We start from the raw sequence: 23,982 nt of genomic DNA, 5'->3' as shown, positions 1-23,982 counted from the left end.
CGCCTGTCGCGGCGGGCATAACAACAAAAACGCTGTTCAGGTGAAATCATGATGAGAATCTCGGGGCGCTGCGCCCTGCACTACGGGGTAACCCTGTCACTCTTTTGTCTCTATGGCTGGCAGGTCTGCCCGTTTCTTGAGAGCCTCACCCTGCCCCAGCTGCTGGGGCCGACCCTGGTGACGTTCGCCATCATGTTCGCCGTGCGCAACCGGCTGCTCTCAAGGCGGCCCCTGCCGCGTAACGGGCTGGACGGGTTCGGACTGGAGGTAGGTTTCTACCTGCTGGGAGCACTGCTGCTCTCGGGCTACAACGCCCTGGCACACGACTTTCCGCTGGAGAGTCACCTCAAGGTATTGCTGGGGATGACCACCCTCGGCTTTCTGGTGGCGGCCGACCTCACTCTGGAGCGGGATTGGCATCGGGCCAGAGCACGGCAAGCCGAGCAGAGCCTGGCACTGAGCCATCCGCTGGCCATGCCGCTGCCACGCAAGTTCACCCTCTTTACCCTGGCAACCCTCACCTTATTGGGGTGCGTATTCTTCTTGCTGTTCAACAAAGATCTGGAGTGGCTGGTGACGGTGGAGCGCAGCCTGCCGAGAGTCGAGGCCCAGCACTACATCCTGTGGGAGATCGCCTTCGTGATGACGGTGACCTTCAGCTATCTCGCCCTCATCATTCACGGCTACGGCCGCAACCTTGGCCTCTCCCTGCGCCACCAGACCAGCACCATGGCCAGAGTGCAATGCGGTGACTTCGATGCCCGGGTGCCGGTCACCCGGGATGACGAGTTTGGCCTTATCGCCGCCAGCACCAATCAGATGATCGGCGAGCTGAAATCCCGCAGCGACGAGCTCAACCTCACCCGTGATGTGGCCATCCTCGGCCTCGCCTCGCTGGCGGAGACCCGCGACAACGAGACCGGCGCCCATATCATCCGTACCCAACACTACGTCAAGGCGCTGGCGGAGCATCTGAGCTTCAGCAACTGGGATAGCTATCCACTGGATGATGCCACCATCGATCTTTTGTTCAAATCAGCCCCGCTGCACGATGTGGGCAAGGTGGGCATTCCCGACGCCATCCTGCTCAAGCCGGGCAAGCTGACCGATGAGGAGTTCGCCATCATGCAGCGCCACCCGCAGATCGGTGCTGATGCGCTGGCGAGCGCCGAGGCGCAGCTGGGCTCCAACTCCTTCCTGCGGCTGGCGCGGGAGATCTCCCTCACCCACCACGAAAAGTGGGATGGCAGCGGCTATCCGGCAGGGCTGGCGGGTGAGGCTATTCCCCTCTCCGGGCGGCTGATGGCGGTGGCGGATGTCTACGATGCCCTCATCTCGAAGCGGGTCTACAAACCCGCCTTCAGCCATGAGGAAGCGAAGGAGATCATCGTGAAAGGAAGCGGCAGTCACTTCGACCCGAACATAGTCAAGGCGTTTCTCGCCTGCGAGGCGCAGTTCAAGGAGATAGCGGCCAAATTTCAGGATCATCGCTGAGTCGGCAAACCCGTTAACGAACCGACAGGTGAAAACTTCGCCTCCCCAAGCTGTTGACAATAAACTTATTTTTGCAAATCACCGCTATTTTTTGACCATTTGAGCGGCACAATCCCGACTCTGGATCACAAGATGAAGGGAAAGTGCCGTCATTTGTCTCTTGTCCACTCGGATAGCTTCCAATGAGTGCGAGGTTTGCTATCATCCGGAGACATTTTTTACCTGTAATTGGTCACAAAAGAATCCCTCATGTACACACAGTTCTTTGGCCTCTCGGAACACCCGTTCTCCATCTCGCCCAATCCCAAATATCTCTATATGAGCGAGCGGCACGGGGAGGCTCTGGCCCATCTCAGCTATGGATTGCAGGATGGCGGCGGCTTTGTGCTACTGACCGGCGAAGTCGGCACCGGCAAGACCACCGTCTCCCGCTGCCTTCTGCAACAGCTGCCCGCCGAGACCGAGATCGCCTATATCCTCAACCCCTCGCTGACCGAGCGGGATCTGCTGGCGGCCATCTGTGACGAGTTTCAGCTTGCCTACCCGACCGAGGCGGGGATCAAGCTGTTGTTCGACCTTATTCGCGACCACCTGCTGGCCAATCTGGCGGCAGGCAAGCGCAGCGTGGTGCTGGTGGATGAGGCCCAGCATCTGCTGCCAGAGGTGCTGGAGCAGCTGCGTCTGCTGACCAACCTCGAAACCGACGAGAAGAAGCTACTGCAGGTGGTGCTGATCGGTCAGCCAGAGCTGCAGCAGATGTTGCGCCAGCCCCTGCTGCGCCAGCTGGCCCAGCGCATTACCGCTCGCTACCACCTGCTGCCCCTGGGTGCTGGCGATGTCGATGCCTATGTTCGCTTCCGGCTGCAGGTCGCCGGCTGCGTGCAGCCCATTTTTACCCCAAAAGCTATCCAGACCCTCCACCGCCTGAGCGGTGGCATCCCCCGTCTTATCAACCTCATCTGCGACCGCGCCCTGATCGCCGCCTTCGCCCGTGGCAGCTACAAAATTGTCCATGGCGACATCAGTCAGGCCGCCTTTGAGGTGAGCGGGATCCGCGACGAGGGGAGCTGGCTCTCGGGCCTTGCGGTCTCGCTGGCTGGCGCCCTGCTGGTAGCTGCGGGCTGGTGGGGCTGGCAGTTCTTCGGCGTCTTCCCCACCCGGCCGGTGGTCAAGGTCGAGGTACCAGTTACCGTCGATGAGACCGCCGAGCAGCAGGAGCAGCTTACCGAGGCGATCAATCAGGCGCTCGACCCCGAGGGCGCAATGCAGAATCTCTACCGGGTCTGGGGCTACGAGCCCGAGCTGGAGGATGCTACCTGCGACAACGCCCCCCGCGCCGGCCTGCGCTGTCAGGAGGGGGAAGCGAGCCTCGACGAGCTGCGCAATCTGCAATACCCCGCCATGGTCAGTCTTACCGACGAGACGGGCGGCATCTACTACGCCACCTTGGTCACTCTCGGCCCCAAGCAGGCGCGTCTGATGATCGGCAACCAGAGCTGGCAGGTTGAGAGACAGTGGCTCAGCGACAACTGGGGCGGCAGTTACACCCTGCTCTGGCGCATGCCCAAGGGGGGCGCCAGCCTGATCGGTAACAATGCGGGGCAGGCCCAGATCCAGTGGCTCGACAATGCCCTGAGCCGCGCGCTGCAACAGCCCGAGCGCAAGGTGCGCCGCTTCGATGGCGAGCTCAAGAACAAACTGCAGCAGTTCCAGCGGGATCAGGGGCTCAACCCTGACGGCATCGCCGGCAGCAATACCCTGCTGCGCCTCAACGCCCTCTCCGGTGAACCCATGCCCAGACTGGAGGAGGCCTCCTGATGTCTACCCTGCTCAAGGCGCTGCACCGCGCACAGCAACCGCAGCCACAAACCTATATCCCCGCCATGGGGCTTGCCATGCCCCGCGAAGAGGCGCGGACATCCCGCCGCCTCGTCTGGCTGCTCGCTCCGCTCGCCCTGCTGCTCGGCGCTGGCGCCAACTATGGCTGGCACCTGATCCACCTGCGCCCCATCGAGGAGAAGGTCGAAGTGAAAGAGGTGGTCACCCCGCCCTTTGTGCGAGTAGAGCCCAAGGCGATGGTGACACGGCCGCTGCCGCCTCCCCTGCCGGAGCCGGTGGTGCAGCAGCCCAAGGTTGTAGCCGCCACCAGTAACCCGGCCGCCAATCGACCAACTCTGGCCGAGCAGCTGATGCGCGCCCTCAACGAAACACCGCTGCAACAGGAGTCAGGTACTGTGCCCCAAAGCGTGCAGCCGGCCCAGCTGATGCCGCTTAATGCCGCGCCGCTTTCGATCCGCCAACAGGTGCCTGCATTCAGCTATGGCTCCCATGTGTTTTCATCCAACCCTGCCAAACGGGCGGTAGTGCTCAATGGCCGTGAATACCGGGAGGGGAGCGAGATTGCCCCCGGGGTGCGCCTGGCCTCCATCGCTCAGGAGTACATGGTGCTGGATGTGGGTGGCCAGAGTGTCACCCTCAAGGCGCTGCAGGATTGGCAGGGTTGAGATTCGCCACAACCAGGGTGCTGACAGGCACTTGGTTGCCTCTTTAATAAGCAATGGAACGCTCAAGGTGTGATGAAATATCAAGTTTTGCCGATTGCAACCGCTCGAACGTTGTGTCCAAACGGCTCGCCGTACACAATAGCCAGCTGCACCAAAGCCCGAAACAATGTTGACGAACATGACCCGACCATCCAGGGATGAGATCTTGATCAAGCTGCTGGCCCAGTGCCGGCGGCTGCCCATGGCCCGCATCACTCAGGCGGTCTTTCTGCTATTGCTGATCCTGCTGGCCCAGCAGTGTGCCAACCTCACCTGGCGTCTGCTCGCCCTGGCCACGCCCCAGAGCAGTCAGCCGTGGCAGCCCTCCGTCATTGCAACTGTGGGCCAAAGTGCTCCCCGTCTTGAACTTGGTGAAGTAAGCCGCCTCTCCCTGTTTGGCAAGGCAATCCCCAAGGTGCAACAGATCAAGGAGGTCGCCGCCAACGCACCGCGAACCCAGCTCAATGCCCAGCTCAACGGCGTGCTAGCCAGCTCCGATCCGGCCAAATCGATCGCCATCATCGCCATGTCGGGGATCCAGAACTCCTACAGCGTGGGGGATCTCATCGACGGCACCCAGGCTCGGATCCGTCAGGTCTACCCCGACCGGGTCATCATAGAGCGCGATGGCCGGGACGAAACCCTGATGCTCGATGGCGAAGAGTACGGCAAGCCCCTGCCCCAACAAGGCGGTAACGCTCCGCTCTCCTCCGTGCGCAACGAGCTGATGAGCGATCCCGGCAAGATCACCGATTACCTCAATATTTCACCGGTTCAGGTGGATGGCCGCCTGGCGGGCTATCGCCTCAATCCGGGCAACAATCCGGAACTCTTCAACCAGAGCGGGCTGCAGGCCAATGATCTGGCCATCAGCATCAACGGCCTGGATCTGCGTGACAACATGCAGGCCATGCAGGCGATGCAGCAGCTGGCTGGTGCTACCGAATTGACAGTGACCGTCGAGCGGCAGGGTGAACAGTTCGATGTCTATGTTCGCTTGTCAGAATAATGATTTTGGAGTCGTACCAAGAATGACCAATAAAGGGAAAGGCTGGCGTCTGGCCACCATAGCGGCGGCACTGATGATGGCAGGATCAGCCTGGGCCACCGAGTATTCGGCCAGCTTCAAGAACGCCGATATCGAAGAGTTCATCAACACGGTGGGCAAGAATCTCAACAAGACCATCATCATCGAGCCCTCGGTGCGCGGCAAGATCAACGTCCGCAGCTACGACCTGCTCAACGAGGAGCAGTACTACCAGTTCTTCCTGAGCGTGCTCGACGTCTACGGTTTTGCCGTGGTGCCGATGGATAACGGCGTGCTCAAGGTATTGCGCTCGCGCGATGCCAAGACCTCTGCCATTCCTGTGGTGGATGGCAGTAACCCGGGCTCCGGCGATGAGATGGTGACCCGGGTAGTACCGGTGCGCAACGTCTCGGTGCGCGAACTGGCCCCTCTGCTGCGTCAGCTCAACGATAACGCCGGTGGCGGCAACGTGGTGCACTACGAGCCCTCCAACGTGTTGCTCATCACCGGCCGCGCCGCCGTGGTAAACCGGCTGGTGGAGGTAGTCAACCGGGTCGACCGTGCTGGCGATCAGGATGTGGACATCATCAAGCTCAAGTTCGCCTCGGCTGGCGAAATCGTGCGGCTGGTGACCAATCTCAACAAGGATAACAACCCGCAAGGGGGCACCACCAGCCTGCTGCTGGCCCCCAAGGTGGTCGCCGACGAGCGCACCAACTCGGTGGTGGTCAGTGGTGAACCGAAAGCACGCGCCCGCATCATCCAGATGGTACGCCAGCTCGACCGCGACCTGCAGAGCCAGGGCAATACCCGGGTCTTCTACCTCAAATATGGTAAGGCCAAGGATCTGGTGGATGTCCTCAAGGGGGTCAGCTCCAGCATCGAAGCGGACAAGAAGGGGGGCGGCAACGCGGCCTCCATGGGCGGTGGCGGCAGTATCGGCGGTGGCAAGCTGGCCATCTCTGCCGATGAAACCACCAACGCGTTGGTCATCACCGCCCAGCCCGATGTGATGGCAGAACTGGAGCAGGTGATCGCCAAGCTCGATATTCGCCGTGCCCAGGTGTTGGTAGAGGCGATCATCGTCGAGATGCAGGATGGCGATGGCCTCAACCTCGGCGTTCAGTGGGGTAATGCCAATGGTGGTGGTACCCAGTTTAACAACACCAACCTGCCACTTGGCGGCGCCATTGCGGCAGGCAAGGATTACCAGAATGGCAATTCTGACGGAGCCAAAGAACTGCTCAAAGGCTTCAACGGGATGGCCGCCGGTTTCTATCACGGCGACTGGGTCATGCTGGCTACGGCGCTCGCCTCCAATACCAAGAACGATATTCTCTCCACGCCGAGCATAGTCACCATGGACAACAAGGAGGCATCGTTCAACGTGGGCCAGGAGGTACCAGTCCAGACCGGTTCACAGAGCTCCACTTCCGGCGACAACATCTTCAACACCATCGAGCGCAAGACGGTCGGTACCAAGCTAACCGTTACTCCGCAAATCAACGAAGGGGATTCGGTGCTGCTCACCATCGAGCAGGAGGTCTCCAGCGTAGCCAAAACCCAAGCCTCGGGCACGGCCGATCTCGGTCCAACCTTTGATACCCGCACCGTGAAGAATGCCGTGCTGGTGAAGAGTGGTGAAACCGTGGTGCTGGGTGGCCTGATGGATGAGCAGACCAAGGAAGAGGTCTCCAAGGTACCGCTGCTCGGTGATATTCCGGTGCTGGGTTACCTGTTCCGCTCCACCTCCAACAGCACCTCGAAACGCAACCTGATGGTCTTTATCCGGCCCACCATCTTGCGCGATGCCGACGTCTACTCCGGCATCTCCAGCAACAAGTACTCCCTGTTCCGGGCCGAACAGCTGGATGCGGCCGCCCAGGAGGGTTATCTCACCTCGCCCAAACGCCAGGTACTGCCGGCTTATGGTCAGGATGTAATGATGTCGCCCGAGCTGCAAAAGGAAGTACAAAAGCAGGTTGAACAGATGAAGGTTCGCCAGCAGAGCGCTGTAGAAAGCACCACACCCTTTGTGCAGAGCCGCCCCTGATGAGTGCCTATCATCTCGACGGGAGCAACCTGCCTCCCCCGCTGCCCGAGCTCCCCTTTGCGTTTGCCCGCAACTTCGGGGTGATCCTCAGCGAGCGTGACGGCGCACCTGTGCTGCAGTGCCGTACCGGCGTCACCCCGCAGACCCTGCTGGAAGTTCGCCGGGTGGCGGGCTGTGCCTTTGCGGTGGAGCAACTTGACAACGACGCCTTCGAAGAGCTGCTGATGGCCCACTATCAGCGTGACTCCTCCGAGGCGCGCCAGCTGATGGAAGATCTCGGCAACGAGATGGACTTCTTTGCCCTGGCCGAAGAGCTGCCCCAGAGCGAAGACCTGCTGGATGCCGATGACGATGCCCCCATCATTCGCCTTATCAACGCCATGTTGAGCGAGGCGATCAAGGAGGAGGCCTCCGATATCCATATCGAGACCTTCGAGCGGGCGCTGGTGATCCGGTTTCGCATCGATGGAGTGCTGCGGGAGATCCTGCGTCCCCATCGCAAGCTGGCCTCGCTCCTGGTCTCGCGGATCAAAGTCATGTCGCGGATGGATATCGCCGAGAAGCGGGTGCCACAGGATGGCCGCATCTCGTTGCGCATCGGCGGTCGCGCCGTCGATGTGCGGGTCTCCACCATGCCTTCCAGTTACGGCGAGCGGGTGGTACTGCGTCTGCTCGACAAGAACACCATTCGCCTCGAGCTCAAGCAGCTCGGCATGACGGCGCGCAACCGCAGCATCATCAGCGAGCTTATCCGCAAGCCCCACGGCATCATTCTGGTCACCGGCCCGACCGGTTCCGGTAAATCCACCACCCTCTATGCGGCGCTCTCCGAGATCAACTCGCGGGATCGCAACATTTTGACGGTGGAAGATCCCATCGAATATGACCTCGAAGGGGTGGGGCAGACCCAGGTCAACAGCAAGGTGGACATGACCTTCGCCCGCGGCCTGCGCGCCATTTTACGTCAAGACCCGGATGTGGTGATGGTGGGGGAAATTCGAGATCTGGAGACCGCCCAGATCGCGGTGCAGGCATCGCTCACCGGTCACCTGGTGATGTCGACCCTGCACACCAACACCGCCATCGGCGCCATCACCCGGATGCGGGACATGGGGATCGAGCCCTTCCTGCTCTCCTCATCGCTACTGGCGGTACTGGCCCAGCGGCTGGTGCGCACCCTCTGCCCCGATTGCCGCGCATCGCGTCCGGCCACCGAGCAGGAGCGCCTCTCCATGGGGATCAAACTGGAGCCGGATCAGCATATCTGGCATGCGGTGGGCTGCGAGCAGTGCAACCACACCGGTTATCGCGGTCGGACCGGCATCCATGAACTGGTGGTGGTCGATGAGGCGGTGCGCGAGGCGATCCATGGCGCCAGCGGCGAGATGGCCATCGAGCGGCTGATCCGCGGCCACACCCCCAGCATCCGCCGCGATGGCATCGACAAGGTACTCAAGGGGCAGACCAGCCTCGAAGAGGTGCTGCGCGTGACCCGGGAAGATTGAGATGGCGGCATTCGAATACAAAGCCCTCGACGGCAAGGGACACAGCAAGAGCGGCGTGATGGAGGGCGACTCGGCCCGTCAGGTTCGCCAGCTGCTGCGCGAGCAGGGGCTCACCCCGCTCGAGGTAAACGAGACCACCGAGAAGGCGAAACGGGAGGCGACCCGCTTCGCCCTGTTCCGGCGTGGCGCCTCCACTGCCGAGCTGGCCCTGATCACCCGTCAGCTGGCGACCCTGGTGGGGGCCGGTCTCACCATCGAAGAGGCGCTCAAGGCGGTGGCCGAGCAGTGCGAAAAAGCTCACCTGCGCAGTCTGGTGGCGACCGTGCGCAGCAAGGTGGTGGAAGGGTATTCGCTGGCCGACTCGCTGGGGGCTTTTCCCCATGTGTTCGACCAGCTGTTTCGCTCCATGGTGGCGGCCGGTGAAAAGTCGGGTCATCTGGAGAAGGTGCTCAACCGCCTCGCCGACTACACCGAGCAGCGCCAGCATATGCGCACCAAGTTGTTGCAGGCGATGATCTACCCCATCGTGCTCACCTGCGTCGCCATCGGGGTTATATCGATCCTGCTCACCGCCGTGGTGCCCAAGGTGGTGGCCCAGTTTGAACACATGGGCCAGCAGCTGCCGGGCACCACCCGTTTTCTCATCGGTACCAGCGAGCTGATGCAGGCCTATGGCCTCTGGTTCCTGCTGCTGCTCTTTATCGCCAGCTTTGTCTGGCGCTGGTGGCTCACCGATGAGAAGCGCCGTCGGCGCTGGCATCAGGTGCTGCTCGGCCTGCCGGTGATTGGCCGGGTCAGCCGCGGTCTTAACACCGCCCGCTTCGCCCGTACTTTAAGCATCCTCAACGCCAGTGCGGTGCCGCTGCTGGAGGGGATGAAGATCTCCGGCGAAGTGCTCTCCAACGACTTTGCCAGAATGCGCATTCTCGAGGCTGCCGAACGGGTGCGCGAGGGGACCAGTCTGCGCAAGTCGCTGACCGAGACCAAGATTTTCCCGCCCATGATGCTGCACATGATCGCCTCCGGCGAACAGAGCGGCGAGCTCGACAGCATGCTGGAGCGGGCGGCAGACAACCAGGATCGGGAGTTTGAATCCCAGGTCAACATCGCCCTCGGGGTGTTCGAACCCATGCTGGTGGTCTCCATGGCCGGGGTGGTGCTGTTTATCGTGATGTCGATCCTGCAGCCGATCCTGGAACTGAACAATATGGTGAATATGTAAGGTTCGGATGTCCGAATACGCGACCCTATTCGAATCTACCAATCCAATCGACCTCGTAGGTTCGATTAGCCGACAGGCGTAATCGAACGATCGCGGTTTAACAATCAATCGTCGATGGTTTATGCCATCTCATCTGTGAGGGAGTCAAAGTAATGCAAAAGCGTCGTCAATCCGGTTTTACCCTGCTGGAAGTCATGGTGGTCATCGTGATCCTCGGCATTCTGGCCAGTCTGGTGGTGCCCAACCTGATGGGCAACAAGGAGAAAGCTGACCAGCAGAAAGCGGTCTCCGATATCGTGGCGCTGGAAAATGCCCTCGACATGTACAAGCTGGACAACAACCGCTACCCGACCACCGAACAGGGTCTGGAAGCACTGGTGACCAAACCCTCCATCGACCCGGCGCCGCGCAGCTACCGCGATGGCGGCTACATCAAGCGCCTGCCGCAAGATCCCTGGGGCAACCAGTATCAGCTGCTAAGCCCGGGCCAGTACGGCAAGATCGACATCTTCTCCATGGGTCAGGATGGCGAAGCCGGTACCGATGACGACATCGGCAACTGGAACCTGAAGGATTTCCAATAAGTGATGCTTCCTCACCGCACTCATTGTGAGCTGACTGCATGAAGTCCGCTTTCTCCTCTCACCGCCAATCCGGCTTTACCCTGCTGGAAGTGTTGCTGGTCGCCATGCTGATGGGGCTGGTGGCCACCGCCGTCACCCTCAGCATGGGTGGCGCAAAAGGTGACAGGGAGATCGACAAGCAGGCGCGCCGCCTGATGGCAACCCTGCAGCTGGCGCAGGAGTACGCGGTGATGGATGGCCGGTTGGTGGGCATTCGCGTCGAGGAGAATGGCTGGCAGTTCATGCAGCGTCAGGCCAAGGATCGCAAGTGGCTGGCCCTGACCGGTGACAAGCAGCTGGGTCAGGTGCAACTGCCGGAGAACATGGTGCTGACCCTGGAGCTGGAGGGATTTGGCTGGCAGCCCGATCCCGATGAAGAGCGCGAGAAGAAGCGGGATGACAAGGAGCGCACCCCGCAGCTCCTTATCTTCCCCGGTGGCGAGCTGACTCCCTTTACCCTCACCTTCAGCCAGCAGGATGACGAGGTGCGCTACACCCGCATCGTCAAGGGGGACGAGTTCGGCCGCCTGACCCTGCTCACCGGCGATGAGGATGAAGAGGTGACAGAGTGAACGCCCGCGGTATGACACTACTCGAAGTGATGGTGGCGCTGGCCGTCTTTGCCATCGCGGGTCTCGCGGTGATGAAGACCGCCAGCGAGCACCTCTCGGCCCTCAACTATCTGGAAGAGAAGACCCTCGCCACCTGGGTGGTGGAGAACCAGCTGGTACAGCAGAAGCTCGAGAACAAGTGGCCCGGCGACAGCTGGGTAGAAGGGGATGAGCAGATGGCCGGGCAGACCTGGTACTGGCGCTATCGCGGCGTCGCGACCAGCGACAGCAACTTCAAGGCGCTTGAGATGGAAGTACGCACCGAGGCCAAGGCCGAAAACCCGATCGCCATGATGCGGACCTATATCAACCGATGAGCCCGAGCAACACCCGCCCTTCCCGTCACCGTGGTTTTACCCTGCTGGAGATGCTGGTGGCCATCGCCATCTTCGCCACTCTCAGCATGGGCGCCTATCAGGTGCTGCAGGGGGTGCTCACCAGCGACGAGGTAGCCAAGCGCAAGGAGGCCCGCCTCTCCGAGTTGCAGCTCGCCTTCACCCTGCTGGAGCGGGATGTCACCCAGATGGTGCCGCGCAGCGGCCGCATCGAGGGAGAGAACAACAAGGTGCTGCTGGCCGCCTCCCGTTTTGGCCAGCAGAGCGATGACTGGGGCATGGCCTTTATGCGCAGCGGCTGGCTCAACCCGGACGGCATGCTGCCCCGCTCCCATCTGCAGCGGGTCGGCTGGCGACTCAAGGATCAGAAGCTGGAGCGCCTCAGCTACCTCTATCCGGATCCGGTGATCGGCACCGAGCCGCGCACCCAGCCGCTTCTGACCGGCGTCACCGCCTTTCGCCTCTACTTCTACGACAAGGGAAGTTGGAAGGAGGAGTGGACCCAGCGCAGCGTGCTCCCTTACGGGCTCGCGGTCGAGCTGGATCTGGAAGATTACGGCACCATTCGCCGGCAATTTCTGATTGGTGCCGGCGGCCAGCGCGCCGAAGAGAACAGCCAGAGCAGCAATCCCAATCCGGGCGGCGACAGCAATAACGGCAATAACAGCGGCAGCAACAGCAATGGCAGCAACCAGAACGGGGGGAGCGCCAATGCGAACTAACCCTGTACGCCCCGGTCGCCAGAGCGGCATGGCCCTGCTGGTGGTGCTGCTGATCCTCTCGGTGATGGTGATCATCGCCAGCAACATGAGCGGCCGTCTGCAGCTCGAGCTGCGCCGCACCAGCAATGTCACCGCCGGCAAGCAAGCCTGGTGGTATGCCCTCTCGGCGGAAGCGCTGGTGAGCAAGGTGCTGGCGCAGGATTTCAAGGATGACCCCGAGGTGGTGAGCCTCGGCCAGAAGTGGGCCAGCAAGAACACGGTGTTTCCGGTCGATGATGGCCAGCTCAAGGGCGAGGTGACCGACCTGCAATCCTGCTTCAACCTCAACAGCCTGAGCGTACCCAATCAGGCGGGCAACAACGGGGAAGAGCTGGAACAGCAGCCCTATCCGGTGCAGGTGTTTCGCGCCCTGCTCAAGGAGCTGGCGATGGATGATTACGAGGCGGCCCAGCTCACCGACGCCATTCGCGACTGGACAGACAAGGATACGGTGCTGGTCTCCAGCCTCGGCGCCGAGGATGCCTACTACGAGGGGCTCAAGCCTCCCTACCTCACCGCCAACCAGTGGATGCTGGGCAAGGATGAATTGCGGGCGGTGCGCGGCGTAACGGCCAGGGTCTATGCCAAACTGGCCCCCTATGTCTGCACGCTGCCCAATGACAAACTGAAGATCAATATCAACACCCTGCTGCCGGAACGCCCCGAGCTGCTGGCTGCGCTCTATCTGGGCAAGATTGGCAGCGATGACGCCAAGCGGGTACTGACCGAGCGGCCAAAAAAGGGGTGGAAAGATAGCAAGCTGATGACGGATCAGCTGCCCATACCTCTTGAAACCGTCAAGGGGCTCAAGGAGGCGCTGGTGGTCAAGAGCGACTTTTTCGAGGCCCGCGTGGTCGCCGAAATCGGCGACAGTCGTGCCTGGCTGGAGAGCATCTTCCAGCGGGGCAAGGATAACAAGCTGGTCATGCTGCGCCGCCTCAATAGCGGCGCCGAATAAACAAGCGCTGACGGGAGCGACTCCCGGCAGGGCAAACATTGGATGCAGCCTGCGGGCTGCGCACCGGTTGCGTTGGCCTGGCCCGCGCGAACCGGTATCGCAGGAGAGAGATGCGTGAGCGAGAGTCTGGTCATCCGTCTGGGGACCACCAAACAACAACCGGTCGCCTGGCTGGTCTGGTCGAGTCAGGAGCAGGAGATCATCGCCTCCGGCGAGCTCCCTTCAGCTGACGCGCTGGGCGAGCTGCAGGAGCGCGCTGGCGGCCGCCCCGTGGTCACCCTGGTGCCGGGCAGCGATCTGATCTTCCGCCGCGTCACCCTGCCGGGACGCTACAACCGCCAGTCGGCGGCGGCCCTGCCCTATCTGCTTGAAGAGCAGATCGCCTCCGACGTGGATGAGCTGCATCTGGTGGTGCTGGCCCACGACGGCCCGCAGGTCGATCTGATGGCGGTGGATCGCCAGAAGATGGCCGAGTGGCTCGGCTGGCTCGACGCTGCCGGCCTTAGAAGTCAGCAACTGCTGCCCGATGTGCTGGCACTGCCGCAGGCTGCAGAGGGCTGGTCTGCCCTGCAGCTCGGTACCGAGTGGCTGATCCGCCAGAACGGCTGTCAGGGAATTGTGGCCGACGAGTCGCTGCTGGCCATCTTGCTGGCCGCCGAAGCCGAACCCGTCACCATTCACAGCCATACCCCGGCGCCCGCCATTACGGCGGCCAACTGGCAGCCGGCCGAGCCCGAGCTCCCCATGCTGCTGCTGGCCAAGGGGGCCCTCACCTGCCGCGCCAACCTGCTTACCGGCCCCTACCGGCCACAGACCGAATATGCCCGCTACTGGTTGCAGTGGCGCAAGGTGGCCATTACCGCTGCCCTCTCGCTGCTGGTGGCACTCGTCCAGCGTGGTGTCCAGCTGCATCAGCTGGCAGAGCAGGACAAGGCGCTCAAGCTGGAGATCCGTCAGGTCTACAGCCGCATCTTCCCTAACGAAAGCCGCATTGTTAATGTGCGCAGCCAGATGACCCAGCACCTGCGGCTGATGGGTCAGGCACCGCAAAACGGCATGCTGCTGATGCTCACCGAACTGGCCCCCACCTTTGCCGAAGTGCCCGGCCTCAAGCCGCAGGTAATGCGCTTTGATGCCAGCCGCCGCGAGCTGCGGCTGCAGGTGACCGCCCCCGGCTTTGCCGAGATAGAGCGGTTCCGCGAGCTGGCGGGCAAGCGCTTCGAGGTGCAGCAGGGCGAGGTGCGCAGCACCGAGGGCAAGGTTGAAGGGGCGCTGGTGCTCAAGGGTAAATCATCATGATGGAAAAATTGCAGAGCTGGTGGCAGGGCATCACCGCACGGGAACAGCGACTGGTGGTGGCAGGCAGCATCCTGCTGCTGGTCGGCCTCTTCTACTGGAGCGTCTGGCATCCTCTCGACAACCGCATCGCCGAGCGCGAACGTCAGGTGCAAAACCAGCAACAGACCCTCGCCTGGCTCAAGGAGAAGGGGGAGGAGGTGCTGGCCATGCAGGGGGGGCAGGGTCGCCAGATAGACACCAGCGGCACCCTGGAGGGGGTCGTCAACCGTACCGCCTTCAACCACAAGATCAAGATTGCCCGCCTGCAACCACAGGGGCAGGAGCTGCAGGTGTGGATCGATACGGTTCCGTTCGATGATCTGCTGCTCTGGCTCGCCACCCTGGTGGAGCAGCACGGCATTCAGGTTCAAATCATCGAGCTGGCCCGCGAGGAGCTGGCCCCGGGTCTGGTCAAGGTCAGACGTTTGCAGTTGAGTCGCCCCCAATGAAAAAACGCATCCTGATTGCCAGCCTGTTTCTGGCAGCCTACTTCATCTTCCTGCTGGCGACCCTGCCTGCGGCGCAGGTGGTGCGCTATCTGCCGCTGCCAGCCAACGTTGCCAGCCTGCTGAAGATGGAAGGAGTGAGCGGCACCCTGTGGAGCGGCCAGATCGCCCGGCTGCAATATGCCAGCGAATCTATCAGCCAGCTGCGCTGGGATCTCAATGGCTGGTCACTGCTACGCTTCGCCCCCGAAGTGGCCATTCGCTTTGGCGAGCGTAACGGCCTCAACGGTCAGGGCGTTGTCGGCTGGAATGGTGCCGCCTTCGGCCGCGACCTGACCCTCAATGCCCCGGCCCCCTGGGTAATGGCGCGCATCCCGCTGCCACTCCCCTTCCCGGCCACCCTCACCGGTCAGCTGCAACTCAAGGTGGATCAGTTTGCCCAAGGCAACCCCTGGTGTGACAACCTCTACGGCAACCTCGACTGGTATAACGCCAGCGCCGATACCCCGGCGGGCAAGCTGGAGCTGGCCGATCCCGAGGTGAAACTCACCTGCCTCGACTCCAGACTGGTTGCCGAGCTCAAGCAGGGCTCCGATGCGGTACAGACCAGCGGTCGCCTCGAGCTGCAACCCAATGGCCAATACCTGTTTCAGGGCAGCCTGAAACCGGGCCCGGCCCTGCCAGAGCAGATGCAGCAGGGGCTCCCCTTCCTCGGCCAGCCCGACAGTCAGGGCCGCTTCCCCCTGCGCTATCAGGGGCGGATCTAACCCTGCTGCGACAAGGCCCCGGAGTATTTCCGGGGCCTTTATCCGCTAATAACCTGCTCCAGTTACCAATATTTGCTTATCTCTCGGCGCAACGCTTCGGCGGTGGCCTGACCGCTTTCCGATGCCAATGCCCGCCCGGCGATAAAGGTCTTGGCCCGGATCCCTTCAAACAGATGGATATCTTCCGGCACGATACCGCCGGTGATCGACAGCTCCAGCCCAAGCTCGGAGAGTGCCCGCATCTTGCTCAAATCGGCCTGGGTCCAGCTGACCCCGGCCAGCTCGGCATCCCGCGAGCGGTGATAGATAGCCTGGGTGATCCCCATATCGGCCCACTGTTTGGCATCATCCAGCGTCCAGTTGCCATAGATCTCGATCTGGATCTCCCCACCAAACTCGTCCGCAACTTTCTTGCAGGCAGCAATGGTAGCGACATGTGCGGCGGCCGATACCGTGATCCAGTCAGCTCCGGCCGAGAAGGCCATGCGAGCCAGAATGGCACCACCGTCTGTGGTCTTCATATCACACACGATTATGTGATCAGGATGACGCTCGCGCATGGTGCGTACCGCAGACATCCCTTCTGCAAAAGCCAGAATAGTGCCGACCTCGATCACTTCGACATAACTGGCGACGCGATCGGCAATATCCACGGCGGTAGCAAGATCGGTAGAATCCAGAGCAATCTGTAACATGGGTTTGGTCATACTATATTTCCTCAATTTAAAACCTTGGCAGAATGAATTGGCCCATTGATTTAAAGTCGATAAAGGGCCGTAACCTGACGTCACTAATATAAATAGATGGGCAATTTAAATAACGGGTCAACTAATTAGCGCTGGCCGTAATAGGCATTCTCACCATGTTTTCTGAAATAGTGTTTGTCAGACAACTCCTGCGCAATATGGATGGCAGGATTCAACGCTCTGGTTGCCAGCGCCATGGTGGCGACCTCCTCCAGCACCAGCGCATTGTGCACCGCATCCACCGCACTCTTGCCCCAGCAGAAGGGGGCATGACCGGTGATGACCACGCCTGGCAAGGCCTGCGGATCCAGCGCCCGTCGCTGAAATTCTTCGACAATGACCTTGCCGGTATTTTTTTCATAATCAACGCGAATTTCATCTTCGGTCAGCGGACGGGTGCAGGGAATATCGCCATAGAAATAATCGGCATGTGTGGTACCCAAGGCGGGAATATCCATTCCCGCTTGCGCCCAAATAGTGCCATGACGGGAGTGGGTGTGCACAATACCGGAAATGCCTTTAAACGCTTTATATAAAACCAGATGGGTTGCGGTATCACTGGACGGGGATAAATGCCCATCGACGATCTGGCCAGCCAAATCAACCACCACGATATCGTCAACGGTCATATTGTCGTAAGAAACCCCCGACGGCTTGATGGCCACCACGCCCAAGCTGCGATCTATCTGGGATACGTTGCCCCATGTCAGGGTAACCAGACCGTATCGGGGCAACAGCAGGTTGGCCTCCAGTACCGCCTCTTTCAATGAGTTGTACATTTCGTTCTCCTGGGCCCCTTGCGGGGCCGCGTTGGGTGCCTCAGACCAATTGCGCCAGCGCCTGATCAATGACGTTGAATACATCTGCGGTGCTCTGGCACGCTCGCAGCTTGTCGAGGTTGATCCCGCTCTCGCTGTTTTCATCCTCCAGCACCTGAGTCACCTCCATCAGCCCCTCCATGTGTTCATCCGAGGTGCTGCCCGCCAGCGTCACCAGCACGTCCACCGGCTCCTCTTCCCCCTCAAACTTCACCGGCGTGGTCAGGGTGACCAGTGCAAACGCCGTGCGATTGACTCCATCCTCTGGCCTTGCATGGGGCATCGCGAACTGGGGGGCAATCACGATATAGGGCCCCATCTTTTCAATGCTGCCGATGATCGCATCGTGGTAACGCGGCTCCACGGCGCCGGAGCGGATCAGCATGTCGGTGCCCAGCTTGATGGCGTTGCGCCAGTCGCTGGCGGCCGCGTTGAGCAATACAGAGTTGTTTTCCATCAGAGATTGTTTGAATTTCATCTTGTTCTCCTTGCCCGCGGCCACATGCAGCGAGGCTCATCGGCTTAATTTGCAAAGTTGTTCTTGATGATGCCCAGCAGTTCATCACCAAACGAATTGGGGTTGAGCATGTTCTGTACGCCCAGCACGAATTTGCCCTCACCGGGGCTCATCTCGCCGGCCAGATGCTTGGAAGAGACGATGATGTCGGTGGTCTGCAGCTTGGTTTTGTAATCGGCCACGGCGCAGGAGTCCATGATATGGGGCACGCCACGCTGCTCGAGAAACTTGCCGATCTTCATCTTCATCATCATGGATGAGCCCTGACCGTTACCGCATACCGCCAGGATCCGCACTGCATGTCCCCCTTTGGCACTCTCGACTGGCGAGGCTGGCTGATCGGCCGCTTCTTCTGCCACGTCAGCACTCGGGACAGCCATATCCTCCTCCATCCGCAGGGTGCGGGAAGCGAAGTACATATAGAGCCCGGCCCCAGCCAGTAACACCACGAAGAACAGGGAAGATAGCGAGAGGCCCTGCATGATCACCGGGAATACCAGCGCCCAGTCAGCCATCCCCATCCAGCCGTTGAAGCTGGTGCCATTGACCGCGAACAGGTGGATAGCCCAGGCAGAGCCAAGCACCTCGATGATCCCCATGACGAAGCAGATCTTCATCACTGCGCGCCAGCCGCCAAAGTGGTTGGCGAACACCCCTATGGTGGCGTTGGAGAAGAACATGGGAATGAAGCCTGGGATAATCATGATGGGCGCCTGGAATGCCAGCAGGGCAAGCACAGCAAGGAACTGACCGATAGCCCCCCACATGAAGCCAAAGACCATGGCATTCGGCGAGTAGGCGTAGATAGCGGCGCAATCGATTGCCAGGACGGCGTTGGGAATGACCCGTTCGGAGATCCCCTTGAAGGCCTCGGAGAGTTCGGCAACGAACATCCGCACTCCCACCACGATGACCTGAATGGCGACCGCAAACTTGAGACCAGTTTCGAGAATGTAGATGGACCAGTGAGTCTGACCCGCCATCTGTTGCAGATTATCGAGGCCAAACGAGAGCAGGATGATACCGAAGAAGATGGTCATCACGATGGCGGTCGCCGTGATGCTGTCGTGGAAAATGTGCAGCCACTTTGGCAGCTTCAGGTGATCGACGCTCTCTTCCTTATTGCCCAGTTTCGGCGCCACCTTGGTGGCAATCCAGGAGGCGACCTGTTGCTGGTGACCGATGGAGAACCCCGCTCCACCGGTTACTTCCTGAGTCGGCTTGAACATGATGTTGGAGGAGATCCCCCAATAGAGCGCCATGATAACGGCGGAATAGAGGATGGTTTCCCACATCGAGGCCCCCATCACCATATAGAAGACCGCGATGAGGCCTACCTGCTGAAACATGATGTGGCCGGTCAGCATGATGGTGCGGATCCCGGTATAGCGCCGCAGCAACACCAGCAGAATATTGAGGGCAAGAGCCAGCAATACCGCATAGCCGACCCATGAGTAGTTCTCTCCCATGGTTTCCATGGTCGCCATCATGGTGGTGTAGGGATCAATCACTGAACCGGTGAGGTGATGATATTCCGCAATTTTGTCCACCACCGGCTTGAAGCCTGCCACCAGCGTACTGGCGCCCACCTGCACCAGCATGAAACCGACGATGGTCTTCACGGTGCCCTTGACGACCGTCGTGCCATCCTGCTTGAGCAACAGGTAGCCAATACAGGTCACCAGCCCCAACAGCAGGGGTGCCTTGGTCATCACCTGACTGTAAAAGATGTAAAAAGCGTTGTAGAGGGTTTCCATATTTATGCTCCGTCCAGATGAGGACAACTCATGGCTATTGGATTGGTGCGGACATCTCACCATTCATATGGGCATTGCTTTACCTGACGCCCCGCGAGCAGATTCAACTGCCACCACTCACTATTAAATCCAAAATAATCATACATAATCACATCATGATTTATTGTGATGAAGATCGAGGTCGGGAGAATCTCTTTTTTCCACCATCTGGATGTGAAATTTCGGTTAAAAGGGTATTCAAAGCTGCATGAAAGGATTCAAAGAATCCCTATAAATAGGCGGAAAATAAGTAAACACAATAAATACAACCACTTAAAAACATACTCATCTCTTGATTGTGATGTGCCGCAATTAATCTCACAAAACAATCACCGCAATCATTGATAATCACAAGGACGGGTAATATAGTCACAACCAATCAAAGCAAATCACTGACTCGCAACCATGCAAGTCATGTCATCACCCGATGAATCACCACTGTGTGAACCATCCAAATCAGAAAGGTATGTGAGATGAGCAAGATTGAAGAAATCACCCGTGAATCATGGATCCTCAGCACCTTCCCCGAGTGGGGCACCTGGCTGAATGAAGAGATTGAGCATGAAGAGGTCAAACCGAATACCTTCGCCATGTGGTGGCTGGGTTGCACCGGTATCTGGCTGAAGTCTGCCGGCAATACCAACATCTCCATCGACTTCTGGTGCGGCACGGGCAAGCGAACCCATGGCAATCCCTACATGAACAAGCAGCACCAGATGATGCGGATGGGGGGCGTGCGCAAGCTGCAACCCAACCTGAGAACCTCACCTTTCGTGCTCGATCCTTTCGGGATTAAAGATATCGATGCAGTGCTCGCTACCCACGATCATGCCGACCATATCGACGTCAATGTGGCGGCTGCCGTGCTGCAAAACTGTGGGGAGCATGTGAAATTCATCGGCCCGAAAGCCTGTGTCGACCTCTGGTTGCGCTGGGGGGTGCCTGCCGAGCGTTGCGTGGTGGCCCGCGTAGGTGACGAGATCCCGGTGGGCGATATCGTGATCCAGGTACTCGATGCCTTTGACCGTACCGCGCTGGTCACCCTGCCGGCGGGGGTCTCCTCCACCGACAAGAGCATTCTGGATGGCATGGATGATCGGGCGGTGAACTATCTGGTCAAGACATCCGGGGGCAACCTCTACCACTCGGGTGATTCTCACTACTCCAACTACTACGCCAAGCATGGCAATGACTACCAGATCGATGTGGCGCTGCTCTCTTATGGCGAGAACCCCCGCGGCGTGACCGACAAGATGACCTCATCAGACATCTTGCGGGCCGGGGAGTCCCTCAACACCAAGGTGGTGATCCCGTTCCACCACGATATCTGGGCCAACTTCCAAAGCGACCCCCGCGAGATCGAAGTGCTCTGGAACATGAAAAAGGATCGCCTCGGCTATCGCTTCAGCCCCTTCTTCTGGCAAGTCGGTGGCAAATACACCTTCCCGACCGACCAGAGCAAGCTGCACTATCAGCACCCGCGCGGGTTCGATGACATCTTCATCGACGAGCCGGAGCTGCCTTACAAATCCTTCCTGTAAGCACGCCCTGTCAGACGTCGGGTAATACGAGGGAGGGTGATGGAGATGGGCCAGCAAGGCGTCATCTCAATCACCCCCTCTACTGCCCCCACCTCACCGGATAACAAGAAGATCAGACGATGCGCTATCACGCCCTGGCCCTCGATCTCGATGGCACCACCCTGACCAGTGCTCACACCATCATGCCGGCCGTCAAAGAGGCCATCATGAGGATCAAGGAGCAGGCCACCGTCATGCTGGTCACCGGCAGACACCACACAGCCGCCCACCCCTATCACCACGAACTGGGGCTGACCACTCCCATCATCTGCTGCAACGGCACCTACGTTTACGACTACGACCGGCGCGCCGTGCTGGCAGAGAACGCCATTCCCCATGAACTGGCACAACGCTTTATCGCGCTGGCAAGGGAGCACCGGCTCAACCTCGTCATGTATGTCACTGACCGCATGGTCTACTCCGCTCATCAGCCGGTGCGCTACGTGGCGACCCTGCAGCAGTGGGCCAGCGGCTTTGCGCCGCCGATCCAGCCGCAGGTAGCCAGTGTTGACTCGTTTGAAGAGGAGCTGGCCAACAGCAGCCATGTCTGGAAGTTCGTGGCCGAGGGAGAGATCACCGCCATTCAGGCCTTCTCACATCACCCCTGGGTACGCGAACACTTCAGTGGCGAGCAGTCATGGGCCAATCGGGTCGATTTTGCCCGCCGCGGCAACAGCAAGGGAGCGCGACTGCAGGATTATCTGGACCAGCAAGGGATCAGCCCGGCGCGACTGGTCGCCATCGGCGACAACCACAACGACACCTCCATGCTCTGCCTCGCAGGGATGGGGATCGCCATGGCCAATGCCGAGCAGGAGGTCAAGCAGATGGCCAACCGGGTCACCTGCGAGAGCAACGACGAGGGCGGGATCCTCGAGGTATTGAACCGCTATTTCCCTATCTGAATGCAGGAGCTTGTATGCACCACTTTGACCATGCCTTACGCCTCGGCCTTTATGAAAAAGCGATGCCCTCTGCACTGGAGTGGCAAGAGAAAATTCTGTCGGCCAAGGAGCTTGGCTTTGATTTCATCGAGATATCCATTGATGAATCAGATGAAAAACTGCAACGGCTCGATTGGTCAGATAGCGAAATCTATCGGCTCAGACGCCTGTGCGAGCAGCACAGCTTGCCGTTGCACTCCATGTGCCTGAGCGCCCATCGCCGCTTTCCGTTTGGTTCGCAGGATCCGGCCATCCGCGCACAGGCGGCCATCATCATGGAAAAAGCGATCAATCTGGCGTACAAGCTCGGCATTCGCTGCATCCAGCTGGCAGGCTACGACGTCTATTACGAACCGCAAAGCGATGAGACCCACCGCCACTTCATCAACGGGATGAAGGCGGCTGCCAAAATGGCGGAACGGGCAGGCATCATGCTGGGTGTGGAGATCATGGATACCCCCTATCTCAACTCCCTCAGCAAATTCGAGGTGCTGAAAAAGCAGATCCCCTCCCCCTACTTCATGGCCTATCCGGATGTCGGCAATATCACCGGCTGGAACTATGACACCTGCACCGAGCTGCAATTGAGTGCAGACCATATCGTGCAGATCCACCTCAAAGACACCCGCAAGGTAACGGCCAGTTGCAGCGGGCAGTTCCGTGATCTGGTCATTGGCGAAGGAGAGGTCGACTTTGCCGCCATTTTCAACACTCTGGCAAAAATCGGTTACAACGGCCCCCTGGTGCTGGAGATGTGGGCCAAGGATGAAGCGTGGGCAAGCAACCTGAAAACGGCCAAGGGGCGACTGGTCGAACACGCTCGGCAAGCCGGTCTGGCGATCGCCTGAACGCCCGTTATCAGAAGAGTTAACAAGGTTGCTGTCATCGACACCCATGCGCGATATAATCACCACCCAATCAGATTCAATCATCATCAGGCATGATATGACAGAAGCACATCGCCATAACGCCATTTTGGAATTGCTCAATCAGAAACGTCATCTGTCGGTCAACAGCATAATGCAAGCCTTTGATATTTCTCCGGCCACTGCGCGCCGCGATATCAACAAGCTCAATGATTCCGGCAAGCTGCGCAAGGTGCGCAACGGGGCCGAAGCCCTGATGCAGGCCAGAAAGGCCCACTGGTCTCCTCTCGACAGCAATGAAAGCCTCAATCACAGCGAAAAGGTGCGCATCGCCCAGGCGGCAGCAGCCCTGATCAAACCGGGGGAAAGCGCGGTCATCAACTGTGGCTCCACCGCCTTCGTGCTGGGTCAGGAGATCTGCGGACAGGATGTTCAGGTCATCACCAACTACTTCCCGCTCGCCAACTACCTGATCGAGAATGACCATGACGGCGTGGTGATCATCGGCGGTCAATACAACAAGTCGCAATCCATCACCCTGGCACCGCAGGACGAGATCTCCTCCCTCTATGCCGGGCACTGGATGTTTACCAGCGGCAAGGGTGTCACCGCAGATGGTCTCTACAAGATGGATATGCTGACCGCCATGGCAGAGCAGAAGATGCTCAACCACGTCGGCCGACTGGTGGTACTGGCCGACAGCAGCAAGGTGGGGCAACGGGCAGGCATGCTGTTTTGCGCCGCCAGCAAGATCGACATTCTGATCACCGGCAAGGATGCGGATAAAGAGGTTATCGAGCAGATCAAAGCCAAAAATGTGCAGGTCATTCTGGTCTAGGACATAAAAGTGCCGGGGCGCTTTGTCGGCGCCTTCGTTCAAGGCCAGAAATCGCAGATACGAAAAAGCCCAAGCGGGTGACCGCTTGGGCTTTCTCTTTGAATATGGCGGAGGAGGTGGGATTTGAACCCACGGATGGTCGCCCATCGCCGGTTTTCAAGACCGGTGCATTCAGCCGCTCTGCCACCCCTCCG

Annotated in this window: 23 protein-coding genes and 1 tRNA gene; 19 read left to right on the top strand and 5 right to left on the bottom strand. The window is 59.7% G+C overall.

Going from position 1 to position 23,982, the window contains the following annotated elements; genetic code table 11:
* Positions 1-48: 48 nt before the first annotated feature.
* The 15 genes from AACR93_RS16440 to exeN all read left to right on the top strand — a co-directional run bounded on the left by AACR93_RS16440 (position 49) and on the right by exeN (position 15,683).
* Positions 49-1,494 (top strand): HD domain-containing phosphohydrolase, encoded by a 1,446-nt coding sequence (locus tag AACR93_RS16440; protein ID WP_043851380.1) that lies wholly within the window; start codon positions 49-51, stop codon positions 1,492-1,494.
* Positions 1,495-1,743: 249 nt separating this feature from the next.
* Complete coding sequence (locus AACR93_RS16435; RefSeq protein ID WP_043851379.1) at positions 1,744-3,312, top strand: ExeA family protein; 1,569 nt, start codon at positions 1,744-1,746, stop codon at positions 3,310-3,312.
* Positions 3,312-3,998, top strand: coding sequence for a GspB family T2SS assembly factor variant ExeB (gene exeB / locus AACR93_RS16430; protein WP_043851378.1), 687 nt, complete (start codon positions 3,312-3,314; stop codon positions 3,996-3,998). Before AACR93_RS16435 ends, exeB begins: the two co-directional genes overlap by 1 nt.
* A 205-nt stretch (positions 3,999-4,203) precedes the next feature.
* Positions 4,204-5,046 (top strand): GspC family type II secretion system variant ExeC, encoded by an 843-nt coding sequence (gene exeC, locus AACR93_RS16425; protein WP_331428981.1) that lies wholly within the window; start codon positions 4,204-4,206, stop codon positions 5,044-5,046.
* A 22-nt stretch (positions 5,047-5,068) separates the two neighbouring features.
* A complete protein-coding gene (gene exeD / locus AACR93_RS16420) occupies positions 5,069-7,117 on the top strand; it encodes a GspD family T2SS secretin variant ExeD (protein WP_043851376.1) in 2,049 nt (682 codons plus the stop codon).
* Positions 7,117-8,622 carry a type II secretion system ATPase GspE gene (gspE, locus tag AACR93_RS16415; RefSeq protein WP_041208234.1) on the top strand — a complete coding sequence of 502 codons (1,506 nt, stop codon included), beginning with the start codon at positions 7,117-7,119 and terminating at the stop codon, positions 8,620-8,622. Before exeD ends, gspE begins: the two co-directional genes overlap by 1 nt.
* 1 nt (position 8,623) lies before the next feature.
* Positions 8,624-9,844, top strand: coding sequence for a GspF family T2SS innner membrane protein variant ExeF (gene exeF, locus AACR93_RS16410; RefSeq protein ID WP_043851375.1), 1,221 nt, complete (start codon positions 8,624-8,626; stop codon positions 9,842-9,844).
* Positions 9,845-9,996: 152 nt separating this feature from the next.
* Complete coding sequence (gene exeG, locus AACR93_RS16405; protein ID WP_041208232.1) at positions 9,997-10,428, top strand: GspG family T2SS major pseudopilin variant ExeG; 432 nt, start codon at positions 9,997-9,999, stop codon at positions 10,426-10,428.
* 38 nt (positions 10,429-10,466) lie between these two features.
* The gene (gene exeH, locus AACR93_RS16400; protein ID WP_043851374.1) at positions 10,467-11,039 is read left to right on the top strand and encodes a GspH family T2SS minor pseudopilin variant ExeH; all 573 of its coding nucleotides are present in this window, start codon (positions 10,467-10,469) and stop codon (positions 11,037-11,039) included.
* Positions 11,036-11,395 carry a GspI family T2SS minor pseudopilin variant ExeI gene (exeI, locus tag AACR93_RS16395; protein WP_033113033.1) on the top strand — a complete coding sequence of 120 codons (360 nt, stop codon included), beginning with the start codon at positions 11,036-11,038 and terminating at the stop codon, positions 11,393-11,395. The genes exeH and exeI overlap by 4 nt, the downstream gene beginning before the upstream one ends.
* On the top strand, positions 11,392-12,135 hold the full coding sequence (gene gspJ / locus AACR93_RS16390) for a type II secretion system minor pseudopilin GspJ (RefSeq protein ID WP_043851373.1): 744 nt from the start codon (positions 11,392-11,394) through the stop codon (positions 12,133-12,135). Before exeI ends, gspJ begins: the two co-directional genes overlap by 4 nt.
* A complete protein-coding gene (exeK, locus tag AACR93_RS16385) occupies positions 12,125-13,132 on the top strand; it encodes a GspK family T2SS minor pseudopilin variant ExeK (protein ID WP_082044136.1) in 1,008 nt (335 codons plus the stop codon). The genes gspJ and exeK overlap by 11 nt, the downstream gene beginning before the upstream one ends.
* 114 nt (positions 13,133-13,246) lie before the next feature.
* On the top strand, positions 13,247-14,431 hold the full coding sequence (gene exeL / locus AACR93_RS16380; RefSeq protein WP_156152988.1) for a GspL family type II secretion system protein ExeL: 1,185 nt from the start codon (positions 13,247-13,249) through the stop codon (positions 14,429-14,431).
* Positions 14,428-14,919, top strand: a complete 492-nt coding sequence (exeM, locus tag AACR93_RS16375; protein ID WP_041208225.1) for a GspM family type II secretion system protein ExeM — start codon at positions 14,428-14,430, stop codon at positions 14,917-14,919. The genes exeL and exeM overlap by 4 nt, the downstream gene beginning before the upstream one ends.
* Positions 14,916-15,683, top strand: a complete 768-nt coding sequence (exeN, locus tag AACR93_RS16370; RefSeq protein WP_043851371.1) for a GspN family type II secretion system protein ExeN — start codon at positions 14,916-14,918, stop codon at positions 15,681-15,683. Before exeM ends, exeN begins: the two co-directional genes overlap by 4 nt.
* A gap of 62 nt (positions 15,684-15,745) precedes the next feature.
* Here the strand turns inward: exeN and AACR93_RS16365 are convergent, their stop codons facing one another.
* From AACR93_RS16365 to AACR93_RS16350, 4 genes are all read right to left on the bottom strand, one after another.
* A complete protein-coding gene (locus AACR93_RS16365; protein ID WP_043851370.1) occupies positions 15,746-16,390 on the bottom strand; it encodes a 3-keto-L-gulonate-6-phosphate decarboxylase UlaD in 645 nt (214 codons plus the stop codon).
* A gap of 125 nt (positions 16,391-16,515) precedes the next feature.
* Positions 16,516-17,208 (bottom strand): L-ribulose-5-phosphate 4-epimerase, encoded by a 693-nt coding sequence (locus AACR93_RS16360; protein ID WP_042033037.1) that lies wholly within the window; start codon positions 17,206-17,208, stop codon positions 16,516-16,518.
* 40 nt (positions 17,209-17,248) lie between these two features.
* Positions 17,249-17,725, bottom strand: coding sequence for a PTS sugar transporter subunit IIA (locus tag AACR93_RS16355; protein ID WP_043851369.1), 477 nt, complete (start codon positions 17,723-17,725; stop codon positions 17,249-17,251).
* A gap of 44 nt (positions 17,726-17,769) precedes the next feature.
* Positions 17,770-19,521, bottom strand: coding sequence for a PTS ascorbate-specific subunit IIBC (locus AACR93_RS16350; protein WP_043851368.1), 1,752 nt, complete (start codon positions 19,519-19,521; stop codon positions 17,770-17,772).
* A gap of 512 nt (positions 19,522-20,033) precedes the next feature.
* On the opposite strand from AACR93_RS16350, the gene ulaG reads away from it, so the two are divergent.
* The 4 genes from ulaG (at position 20,034) to ulaR (ending at position 23,788) form a co-directional block, all read left to right on the top strand.
* Positions 20,034-21,101: an L-ascorbate 6-phosphate lactonase gene (gene ulaG / locus AACR93_RS16345; protein ID WP_043851367.1), complete on the top strand. Its 1,068-nt coding sequence runs from the start codon at positions 20,034-20,036 to the stop codon at positions 21,099-21,101.
* 119 nt (positions 21,102-21,220) lie between these two features.
* Positions 21,221-22,045, top strand: coding sequence for a Cof-type HAD-IIB family hydrolase (locus AACR93_RS16340; RefSeq protein ID WP_043851366.1), 825 nt, complete (start codon positions 21,221-21,223; stop codon positions 22,043-22,045).
* A 14-nt stretch (positions 22,046-22,059) separates the two neighbouring features.
* Positions 22,060-22,932, top strand: coding sequence for an L-ribulose-5-phosphate 3-epimerase (locus AACR93_RS16335; protein ID WP_043851365.1), 873 nt, complete (start codon positions 22,060-22,062; stop codon positions 22,930-22,932).
* A 97-nt stretch (positions 22,933-23,029) separates the two neighbouring features.
* Positions 23,030-23,788, top strand: coding sequence for an HTH-type transcriptional regulator UlaR (gene ulaR / locus AACR93_RS16330; RefSeq protein ID WP_021229102.1), 759 nt, complete (start codon positions 23,030-23,032; stop codon positions 23,786-23,788).
* A 105-nt stretch (positions 23,789-23,893) separates the two neighbouring features.
* Here ulaR and AACR93_RS16325 read toward each other — a convergent pair.
* Positions 23,894-23,981: transfer RNA gene (locus AACR93_RS16325), tRNA-Ser, on the bottom strand.
* Position 23,982 lies beyond the last annotated feature (1 nt).

Origin of the sequence: Aeromonas sp. L_1B5_3, from assembly GCF_963866575.1 — a bacterium.
GTDB lineage: Bacteria > Pseudomonadota > Gammaproteobacteria > Enterobacterales > Aeromonadaceae > Aeromonas > Aeromonas jandaei.
This window is presented reverse-complemented; position numbering and strand designations above follow the sequence as displayed.